This window comes from Polaromonas sp. P1_G4, from assembly GCF_056405475.1.
Map to the genome: position 1 here is coordinate 1 of NZ_JBFUCA010000899.1, position 1005 is coordinate 1005.

The window sequence follows — 1005 nt, forward strand, 5'->3', positions numbered from 1 at the left end:
GCATCGAAACCCCCGGTTCAAGCCCTGCAGCGTCACTAGACTCGGCAGATGACCACGGTACGCAAAGGCCAGGCACCGGCCCTCCTCTCACGCGACGCGTTCCACGAACGCTTTATGCAATCTTTTGTCGACCCGGCATTCCGGCAGGAAGACGAAGCCCTGGCCCGGCTTGAAAGCGTGGCCTGGGACGCCTACCAGGAAGGCCGCAAGGCGCCCCACACGCGCAAGGCCGGCGAGGAATTTGCCGACCCCGACTACGAACTGTCCGTCGAATGGCTGGAAACCCGCGAACGCCTGGCCAAAGCGCAGGCGGCCTGGAAAGACCCGGCCACACCCTCCCGCGTGCTGCTGGTGTGCGGCTCCGCCCGCAACGACGGCACCTGCCCCGGTGAAATCTCCAAGACCTGGCGCCTGCTCAACAGCGCGAAGACCACACTCCAGGAAGCGGGCATGGATCCCGATGTGCTGGACCTCAGCCTGCTCACCTCCAGCTACAACCTTCACATCCACCCCTGCAAAGGCTGCGTGTCCACCGCCATGCCGCTGTGCCACTGGCCCTGCAGCTGCTACCCCAACCATTCATTGGGGCAAACCAGCGACTGGATGGCCGAGATCTACGAACGCTGGACGGCCGCGCATGCCGTCATCATCCTCACGCCCGTCTACTGGTACCAGTCACCCAGCCCGCTCAAGCTCATGATCGACCGCCTGGTGTGTGCCGACGGCGGCAACCCCGACCCCACCACCACCCACGGCAAAAAGCCCGAGGAAGCCAAGGCGCTGGAGATGAAAGGTTGGGACTATCCCAAGCACCTGGCAGGCCGCGCGTATGGCGTCGTGGTGCATGGCGACGTGGCCGGGATCGAAGGCACACGCCGCGGCCTGTGCGACTGGCTGGACTGGATGGGCCTGATTGATGCCGGCAGCCCGGCCCGGCTGGACCGCTACATCGGCTACTACGAACCCTATGCCACCAGCCACGACACGCTGGACGCAGACAAAGCC

The 1005-nt window shown here is 65.1% G+C and carries 1 protein-coding gene; it reads left to right on the forward strand.

What is annotated here, in order from left to right:
• Positions 1–48: 48 nt before the first annotated feature.
• The coding region (locus tag AC1D1X_RS24300; RefSeq protein ID WP_477699487.1) for a flavodoxin family protein at positions 49–1005 on the forward strand (957 nt) is incomplete at its 3' end.